The organism is Neorhizobium huautlense (genome assembly GCF_002968575.1).
GTDB lineage: Bacteria > Pseudomonadota > Alphaproteobacteria > Rhizobiales > Rhizobiaceae > Neorhizobium > Neorhizobium huautlense.
In genome coordinates this window covers 426,941-434,573 of sequence record NZ_PVBM01000001.1, presented here as the reverse complement: position 1 = coordinate 434,573, position 7,633 = coordinate 426,941, and the positions used below count along the sequence as shown (strand labels likewise).

Annotated in this window: 7 protein-coding genes and 1 pseudogene; 5 read left to right on the top strand and 3 right to left on the bottom strand. The window is 61.4% G+C overall.

All coding sequences use genetic code 11. The features are described 5' to 3' along the window. Window positions 1–900 (bottom strand): annotated as a pseudogene (locus tag C5L12_RS02075) (hypothetical protein); the annotation flags it as partial. Between C5L12_RS02075 and C5L12_RS02070 the strand changes: the two are divergent. The 4 genes from C5L12_RS02070 to queF all read left to right on the top strand — a co-directional run bounded on the left by C5L12_RS02070 (window position 887) and on the right by queF (window position 5,198). Next, the gene (locus C5L12_RS02070; RefSeq protein ID WP_105370331.1) at window positions 887–3,076 is read left to right on the top strand and encodes an anthranilate synthase; all 2,190 of its coding nucleotides are present in this window, start codon (window positions 887–889) and stop codon (window positions 3,074–3,076) included. The pseudogene C5L12_RS02075 and the gene C5L12_RS02070 sit on opposite strands and share 14 nt — an antisense overlap. A gap of 1 nt (window position 3,077) precedes the next feature. Beyond that, window positions 3,078–3,578, top strand: a complete 501-nt coding sequence (locus C5L12_RS02065; RefSeq protein WP_425350723.1) for a GNAT family N-acetyltransferase — start codon at window positions 3,078–3,080, stop codon at window positions 3,576–3,578. A gap of 238 nt (window positions 3,579–3,816) precedes the next feature. After that, complete coding sequence (locus C5L12_RS02060) at window positions 3,817–4,737, top strand: cation diffusion facilitator family transporter (RefSeq protein ID WP_105370329.1); 921 nt, start codon at window positions 3,817–3,819, stop codon at window positions 4,735–4,737. Further along, window positions 4,734–5,198, top strand: a complete 465-nt coding sequence (queF, locus tag C5L12_RS02055) for a preQ(1) synthase (protein WP_105370328.1) — start codon at window positions 4,734–4,736, stop codon at window positions 5,196–5,198. Before C5L12_RS02060 ends, queF begins: the two co-directional genes overlap by 4 nt. 88 nt (window positions 5,199–5,286) lie before the next feature. Here queF and C5L12_RS02050 read toward each other — a convergent pair whose 3' ends face one another. Together C5L12_RS02050 and C5L12_RS02045 are read right to left on the bottom strand one after the other, a co-directional pair. Beyond that, window positions 5,287–6,099 carry a DUF2076 domain-containing protein gene (locus tag C5L12_RS02050; protein WP_105370327.1) on the bottom strand — a complete coding sequence of 271 codons (813 nt, stop codon included), beginning with the start codon at window positions 6,097–6,099 and terminating at the stop codon, window positions 5,287–5,289. A gap of 91 nt (window positions 6,100–6,190) precedes the next feature. Beyond that, on the bottom strand, window positions 6,191–6,763 hold the full coding sequence (locus tag C5L12_RS02045) for a HupE/UreJ family protein (protein WP_105370326.1): 573 nt from the start codon (window positions 6,761–6,763) through the stop codon (window positions 6,191–6,193). 210 nt (window positions 6,764–6,973) lie between these two features. On the opposite strand from C5L12_RS02045, the gene C5L12_RS02040 reads away from it, so the two are divergent. Further along, window positions 6,974–7,561, top strand: coding sequence for an ATP-dependent Clp protease proteolytic subunit (locus C5L12_RS02040; protein WP_105370325.1), 588 nt, complete (start codon window positions 6,974–6,976; stop codon window positions 7,559–7,561). The last annotated feature ends 72 nt before the right edge of the window (window positions 7,562–7,633 follow it).

Here is a 7,633-nt window from a genome sequence, read left to right as displayed (position 1 = left end):
AGAGGTGTATAAGAGACAGGTCTCGGCCTTGTCCTCCTCCTCTTCCTTGCCATCAGGCTTGGCCTCGTCCGGTTTTTCCGCGTTTTTCTCGTCCGGCGTCGCAGGCGCGATGTCGTCAGGTTTTGCGAGGGGCTTTGGGACTTCGGCTTCGTATGGAGGTTTGGTGGCGGTGCCGGGCTGCTCGACGAGAGGCGGTTCCGCCACGGGCGTGGTGGCCGGCGGGCTGTCTGGGCCTTGGCTTGTCTGGTTCTGCGCCGCGGGTGGCGGTGTTTCCGAAGCGGGCGGTTTGCTGGGGGCGCCGTCGGCCTGTTGAGGTCCGTCGGGCGGGCTCCCGGCTTGCGTTGTTGCGTCTGGGGCGGGCTTCGGAATCGGCACGGGGACGCTGGCCAGTGCCGGGGGGTTCGGGATCGTGTTGCGTCCGCGCGACGAAGACCCCCGGCGTTGATTCGAGGATGCACGTTTGGGCCTGCCGTCCTGCAAGAGGCGATCGAGGAAGCTCACTTCCTGCAAATCGGCAGGCTGCGACCGCGGTATTGGTCGATCGAGCGGCAATCCGGCGCCTATGATCAGGGGCAGGCCTGCCAGAACTGCGATCCACGAATACTTCATGTCTTGTCCCTCTTGAATCCCCGGGGGATGATAAACGCCGATCCTCCGGTTTTGGTCGCATTGCTGGCGCAAGAAATTCGCTTGCGCACAACCGCGACCCACGCTAACAATTCCGTCCATGACGATTTCGATGAACATCGGCAACTGGTGGTGGGCACGCTTCGCGCGGCCTTGACCAGTCATGTCCATCGACAAGACGCAAAGCCGCCCGAGTACCGAGGCGGCTTTTTTATTGGCCGCTTGAGGGGTCGGGCAATACGATCGGAGAGGCAGGAAAATGGTGACGATCATTCGGGATGACGGTTCGGAGGTCTACGAGACCAAGGGGGGGATCGCGGTCAGCCGGCAGCGGCGTGCGGCGGAATATGCCAATGCGATCTCGAGCTATGTCGACAAGCTCGACGAGCGGCGCGGCGCGGTGTTTTCTTCCAACTACGAATATCCCGGCCGCTATACCCGTTGGGATACGGCAATCGTCGATCCGCCGCTCGGCATCTCCTCCCATGGCCGCAAGGTGTGGATCGAGGCCTATAACGGTCGTGGCGAGGTGCTTCTTGGTTTTGTCGCGGAGAAACTGAAGACGGTTTCCGACCTGACGCTCGGGCAACAGACCGCCCGCCGGCTGGACCTCACCGTCAACGAGCCGAACCGTATCTTCACGGAGGAAGAGCGCTCGAAGATGCCAACGGTGTTTACCGTGCTTCGTGCTGTTGTCGATCTCTTCTACTCGGAAGCGGATGCGGCGATCGGCCTGTTCGGCGCCTTCGGTTACGACCTTGCCTTCCAGTTCGACGCCATCAAGCTTTCCATGCAGCGGCCCGAAGACCAGCGCGACATGGTGCTCTTCCTCCCCGACGAGATCCTTATCGTCGATCACTATTCGGCCAAGGCCTGGATCGATCGCTATGACTTTTCGAAGGACGGTGTGACCACCGAGGGCAAGTCGGGGGAGATTGCGCCTGAACCCTTCCAGCGAACGACGGCAATGCCGCCGAAGGGCGATCACAAGCCGGGCGAATATGCCGAACTGGTAACCAAGGCGAAGGAGAGCTTCCGCCGCGGTGACCTTTTCGAGGTGGTGCCGGGTCAGAAATTCATGGAGCGCTGCGATTCGAAGCCGTCGGAGATTTCCAACCGTCTGAAGGCGATCAATCCGTCGCCTTATTCCTTCTTCATCAATCTCGGCCATCAGGAATATCTGATCGGCGCCTCGCCGGAAATGTTCGTCCGCGTGTCCGGCCGGCGTATCGAAACCTGCCCGATCTCGGGCACGATCAAACGCGGCGAAGATCCGATCGCCGACAGCGAGCAGATCCTGAAGCTCCTGAATTCCAAGAAGGACGAATCCGAGCTCACCATGTGCTCGGATGTCGACCGCAACGACAAGTCGCGCGTTTGCGAACCGGGGTCGGTGAAGGTGATCGGCCGCCGGCAGATCGAGATGTATTCGCGGTTGATCCATACGGTCGACCATATCGAAGGGCGGCTGCGGCCCGACATGGACGCCTTCGACGGCTTCCTCAGCCACGCCTGGGCGGTAACGGTCACCGGGGCACCGAAACTCTGGGCGATGCGGTTTATTGAGAACCACGAAAAGAGCCCGCGCGCCTGGTATGGTGGCGCGATCGGCATGGTCGGATTTAATGGCGACATGAATACCGGCCTGACGCTGAGGACGATCCGCGTGAAGGACGGCATTGCAGAAGTAAGAGCGGGAGCCACTCTTTTGAATGACAGCGATCCCCATGAGGAAGAGGCTGAGACGGAATTGAAAGCATCGGCCATGCTCGCCGCGATCCGCGATGCGCGCGCCGGCAATACGGCCAAGGTCGGCCGCGACGTGGCGCGGGTGGGGCAGGGTGTGAAAATCCTGCTGGTCGACCACGAGGACAGCTTCGTCCACACGCTCGCCAACTATTTCCGCCAGACGGGAGCGGAAGTCTCGACCGTGCGCACCCCCGTACCGGAAGAAGTGTTCGACCGCTTCGATCCGGATCTCGTGGTGCTTTCCCCGGGGCCGGGCAATCCGAAGGATTTCGACTGCAAGGCTACGATCAAGACGGCGCGGGCGAAGAACCTGCCGATTTTCGGCGTCTGCCTTGGCCTGCAGGCGCTTGCCGAAGCCTATGGCGGCGAGCTCAGGCATCTGGCGCTTCCGATGCACGGCAAGCCGTCGCGCATCCGCGTGCTGGAGCCCGGCATCGTCTTTTCCGGCCTGGCGCGCGAGGTGACGGTCGGCCGCTACCACTCGATCTTCGCCGATCCGAAGACGCTCGATCCGAATTTTATGATCACCGCCGAAAGCGAAGACGGCACGATCATGGGCATTGAGCATGTGAAGGAGCCGATCGCCGCCGTGCAGTTCCATCCGGAATCGATCATGACACTCGGCGGCGATGCCGGCATGCGGATGATCGAGAACGTGGTGGCGCATCTTTCGCGCAAGCGCGAGACCAAGGCTGCGTGAGGTGACGGAAACCATCGCAATTGAACGCATCCGTGAGGACCATATCGAGAGCTTTCACGAGGCTCTCGATACCGTATCCCGCGAGCGCAAGTACCTGACCTTCCTGGAGGCGCCGCCGCTTGAAGCGACGCGTGCCTTCGTGCAGGACATGATTAAAGGCGGTCATCCGCAAGTCGTCGCCATGGTGGACGGCAAAGTGGTCGGCTGGTGCGACATTCGCCGCAATGCCCGGGAGACGCATGCCCATTGCGGAGCGCTCGGCATGGGCATCATCCCCGGCTATCGCGACAAGGGGCTCGGCAGGCGGCTGATCACGGCGGCGCTGGATCTTGCGCGGGGGAGCGGCCTCCATCGTGTCGAACTGCACGTGCATGCGGACAATCCGCGCGCCATCGCACTTTACGAAAAAGTGGGTTTCGTGCGGGAGGGCGTGGCCCGCGATGCGGTGAAGATCGATGGGCGGTTTATCGACGCGATCCAGATGGCAGTGATTTTCGGATAAGGGTCAGGCGCTGACCGAGGTGCGGGTATGAATTAGGTATCATCGAGTGATACTCCGCGTGACGCTGCCATGAGAGTACATTCCGTCCGGCTGCTGCGATGTCTCCTTTGACAAAGCCCTCCACCTGAGTCATACACCCCGCCAATCGAAACCGCCGAGCGATAATGTCGCGCCGGCGGTTTCGGCGTTTTGGGGCTCGGCTCCTGCAAATCATTCGCATGCGCATGAGGAAACGACGATGGTGGCGGTCAAGGTTGATCCGGTGGTAGAGCGGCTTGCCTTCTGGGGCATTCCGATCTCCTTCGGTGTCATGGGGCTGAAAATGCTCGCCTGGTGGGTGACCGGATCGGTGGCGCTCCTGTCGGACGGGCTGGAATCGACCGTGAATGTCGTTGCAGCCTTCATCGCCTATTTCGTCATTCGCTACGCTCAACGGCCGGCGGACCAGGACCATCAGTTCGGACACTACAAGGCGGAGTATCTCTCGGCCGTCGTTGAGGGCGTACTGATCGTCGTTGCAGCGCTTTTGATCATCCAGGAGGCGTGGGGAGCGCTTTTTGAACCGAGACTGCCGGATGCCCCGGTGCTCGGCCTGGCGATCAACGGACTAGCCGGCGTCATCAATGCCGGCTGGGCGACGATTCTGATACGGACCGGCAAGTCGCATCGCTCACCGGCATTGGCCGCGGACGGCCATCACATTATGTCGGATGTGGTGACCTCGGCCGGCGTCTTCATCGGCCTTATCCTCGCCGTCTGGACGGGTTACGCGATCCTGGATCCGCTGCTCGCCATCGTCGTCGCCGTCAACATCCTCTGGCAGGGCTACAAGGTGATTTCCAATTCGCTCGGCGGTCTGATGGACCGGGCGCTTGAGCCGGACGAAGAGGCGGCGGTGCGCGAGGCGATCACCACGCATTCGGAAGGCGCGCTCGGCGTGCACGACCTGAAATCCCGGCGCGCAGGGGCGGCCGCTTTCATCGATTTCCACCTGGTCGTGACGGCCGGAATGAGTGTCGGTGAGGCTCATCACATCTGCGACCGCTTGGAAGATGCGATCAAAGCGATTATTCCGGGCGCCACATTGGCGATCCATGTGGAGCCCGAAGGCGAGCGCCCCCATGGACAGAAAGTAGAAATTGAAGGAACAGTGAAATGACGATGACGGATGTAAGCGGGCTTTCCCAGCTCGGAGCCAATGTCAGCACCCCTCAAAGTCCGGAGGCTGCGGTCCTGGAAAAAGTGCCGAACGGCAATCAGGGCACCGACTACGTGGTGCGGTTCACGGCGCCGGAATTCACGTCGCTCTGCCCGATGACCGGGCAGCCGGATTTCGCCCATATCGTTATCGACTATATCCCGGACGGCTTTCTGGTCGAGTCGAAGTCGCTCAAATTGTTCCTGCATTCCTTCCGCAACCATGGCGCTTTCCACGAGGATTGCTCGATCTATATTGCCAGGCGGATCGTCGACCTCCTGCAGCCGAAATGGCTGCGGATAGGGGCTTATTGGTACCCCCGCGGCGGCATTCCGATCGACGTCTTTTGGCAGACCGGCGAGGCGCCGGCCGGTGTCTGGCTGCCGGAACAGGGCGTCCCGACCTATCGCGGGCGCGGGTGAGGAACGAGCCGGCGAAGCCGGCAATCGATCCAGTGGATCGATTGCCGCGACAAGCGCGCCGGGATTTGGCGCCGGAAATTCGCCTCGCTCACACGTCCATCGAGCTGTCGTCGTTGCCGAAGTCGCTGTTGTCGAAGTCCGGCTGGTCATCGGCAAAGTCGTCGTTGCCGTAATCAGCCTGCTGAAGCGCATCGTTCGAATTGTCGGCCGCTCCGGCCGCACCACGGTTGTCCGAAGCCTCGCGGATCGCGTCGTCGCCGAAGTAGTTGTTGACGGTGGTTTCCTCCGTCGGAGCATTGCCGAAGGGATTAGTGCCTTCCGAGGGCGAGCCCCATCCGAGCGACGACATATGATGGCCGAAGATTCCGGACAGTGAATTGGCAAGCAGCATGCCGCCCGCCACACCCGCAGCCGTGCCGAGAGCTCCCCGCAGAAAGCTGCCGCCGGCCGATGGCGCAGAGGCTTGCTGCGCCCATGGACCGGGGAAAGCAGACTGGGATGATGCGGCCCGATAGCCATCGTCACCCTCGCGGTTTGTGCGGTAGGTCTGGCGAGGGGCCGCGTTCCATGGGCCGGATGAGGAAGCCGGAGCGGGTTGCTGCGGCTGGCTCGATCCGAAAATGGAGCTGAGGAAGCCGCCGCCCTGCTCGGCGCGATGGTGTTCGCTTTCGCCCACCTCCAGCTGGCGGACCCGTTCTTCAAGTTCCCTGATCCGATTGGCCGCCGCTTCCAGACCCTTTTCCTGAACCACCACCGCCTGGGCCAGATAGTAAGTGGCATAGGGCTGTTCGCGGCTCGCCTGTTCGATGAAGATCTCGGCCTCGCGATCCCTCGGGGTGGAGGACGCGGTTCGAACGCGGTCGAACAGGGAGGTCAGGATCTGGCGTTCTTCCGGGGACATGATCTTACTCCTTGCGAGCAAATAGTTCTCACAAGGAGTTAGGTTCGGTTTGGGGCGTTTAAAGCCGACGTTTTCTTAATTCTCTGTAACTTTAGCCAAAGGCCAGCGACAGGCCGACAAGTGCGGTCGCGGCGCCGGCGACGCGCGTCAATGCCGGGGCGAAGCGGGAAATGCCGTGGCCGAGCCCGATACCGGCGGCGTGAAGCGCTGCGGTTGCAACAGCAAATCCAAAGCCGAACTGCAGCGCTCCAGCCGAACCAAGCTCGCCGCCATGGGCAAAACCGTGGAAGAGCGCGAAGACGGCAACGACGGCCGCAGACACCGATGCGGGGACTTTCACGGCCATCGATACCAGAAGGCCGAGGCCGATCACCGAGGCGAGGATCGCCGGCTCGACGAAGGGCAGGGCAAGCCCGGTCAGGGATGCGCCAAAGCCCAGCGCCATGGTGCCGACGAATGCTGCGGGCACCGTCCAAAGAGCCTTGCCGCCGATCTGTGCGGCCCAGAGGCCAACAGCCACCATGGCGAGGATGTGATCGAGACCAAAAAACGGGTGCGACACGCCGGCCAAAAACGAACCGTGCTCCGTCGGGTCAAGATGGGCGAAGGCCGGGGCGGAAAAAGCCGCAAGAATAGCGGTGGCGAGTAAAAGGCGTTTCAGCATTCGGGTCCCCTCGAAATCGTGATCGTGTGAAATGAGATCGAAGGATAGGCAAGCGGCGGCGCACTGTCCATTGTCAATCGCGGATCGGGCGGAATGCAGCCTACGTCATTCACCTTAGTCCGTGGAAGGTTGCTTCTTAGACTTCGTCTCCATTGTTTTACGGCCGCGAACGCATTATGTCCCGTATCAGAATCCATCCAGGAGACCGTAATGAACGACGAAGACGACAACGAAGACAAGACGAAGGAACTGCCGCTCGGCAAGGAAACGGAGGCGAATCTTTTCAAGTCGCGTTCGATCTTCATCTACGGGCCGATCACACAGGAATTGGCGCAGAAGGTCTGCACCCAGCTCGTGGCGCTCTCCGCGGCCAGCGACGAGGACATTCGGATCTACGTGAATTCGCCCGGCGGTCACGTCGAGTCCGGCGACTCGGTCCACGACATGATCAAGTTCATCAAGCCGAAGGTCTGGATGATCGGCACAGGCTGGGTCGCCTCCGCAGGTGCCCTGATCTATGTCGCCGCTCCCAAGGAGCGCCGCATCGCTCTGCCGAACACCCGTTTCCTGTTGCACCAACCGTCCGGCGGGACGCGCGGCATGGCTTCCGACATCGAAATCCAGGCTCGCGAAATCATCAAGATGAACGAGCGGCTGATCAAGATCTTCTCCAAGGCTACCGGTCAGCCGGAAGAGAAGATCGCCAAGGATATCGATCGCGACTACTGGCTCGGTGCCGAAGAGGCCGTCGCTTATGGCTTGGTTTCCAAAATCGTCACCTCTCAGAGCGAAATCTGAGCGGTCGAACCCAAAGCAAAGCCCCGCCAGCAGAAGCCGTCGGGGCTTTTTCTTATCCGGCTTTGCCGCGAG

Coding starts and splice junctions, on each gene's coding strand:
- C5L12_RS02070 (WP_105370331.1), top strand. CDS start 887: ATGGTGACGATCATTCGGGATGACGGTTCGGAGGTCTACGAGACCAAG.
- C5L12_RS02045 (WP_105370326.1), bottom strand. CDS start 6,763: ATGCTGAAACGCCTTTTACTCGCCACCGCTATTCTTGCGGCTTTTTCC.
- queF (WP_105370328.1), top strand. CDS start 4,734: ATGACGATGACGGATGTAAGCGGGCTTTCCCAGCTCGGAGCCAATGTC.
- C5L12_RS02060 (WP_105370329.1), top strand. CDS start 3,817: ATGGTGGCGGTCAAGGTTGATCCGGTGGTAGAGCGGCTTGCCTTCTGG.
- C5L12_RS02040 (WP_105370325.1), top strand. CDS start 6,974: ATGAACGACGAAGACGACAACGAAGACAAGACGAAGGAACTGCCGCTC.
- C5L12_RS02050 (WP_105370327.1), bottom strand. CDS start 6,099: ATGTCCCCGGAAGAACGCCAGATCCTGACCTCCCTGTTCGACCGCGTT.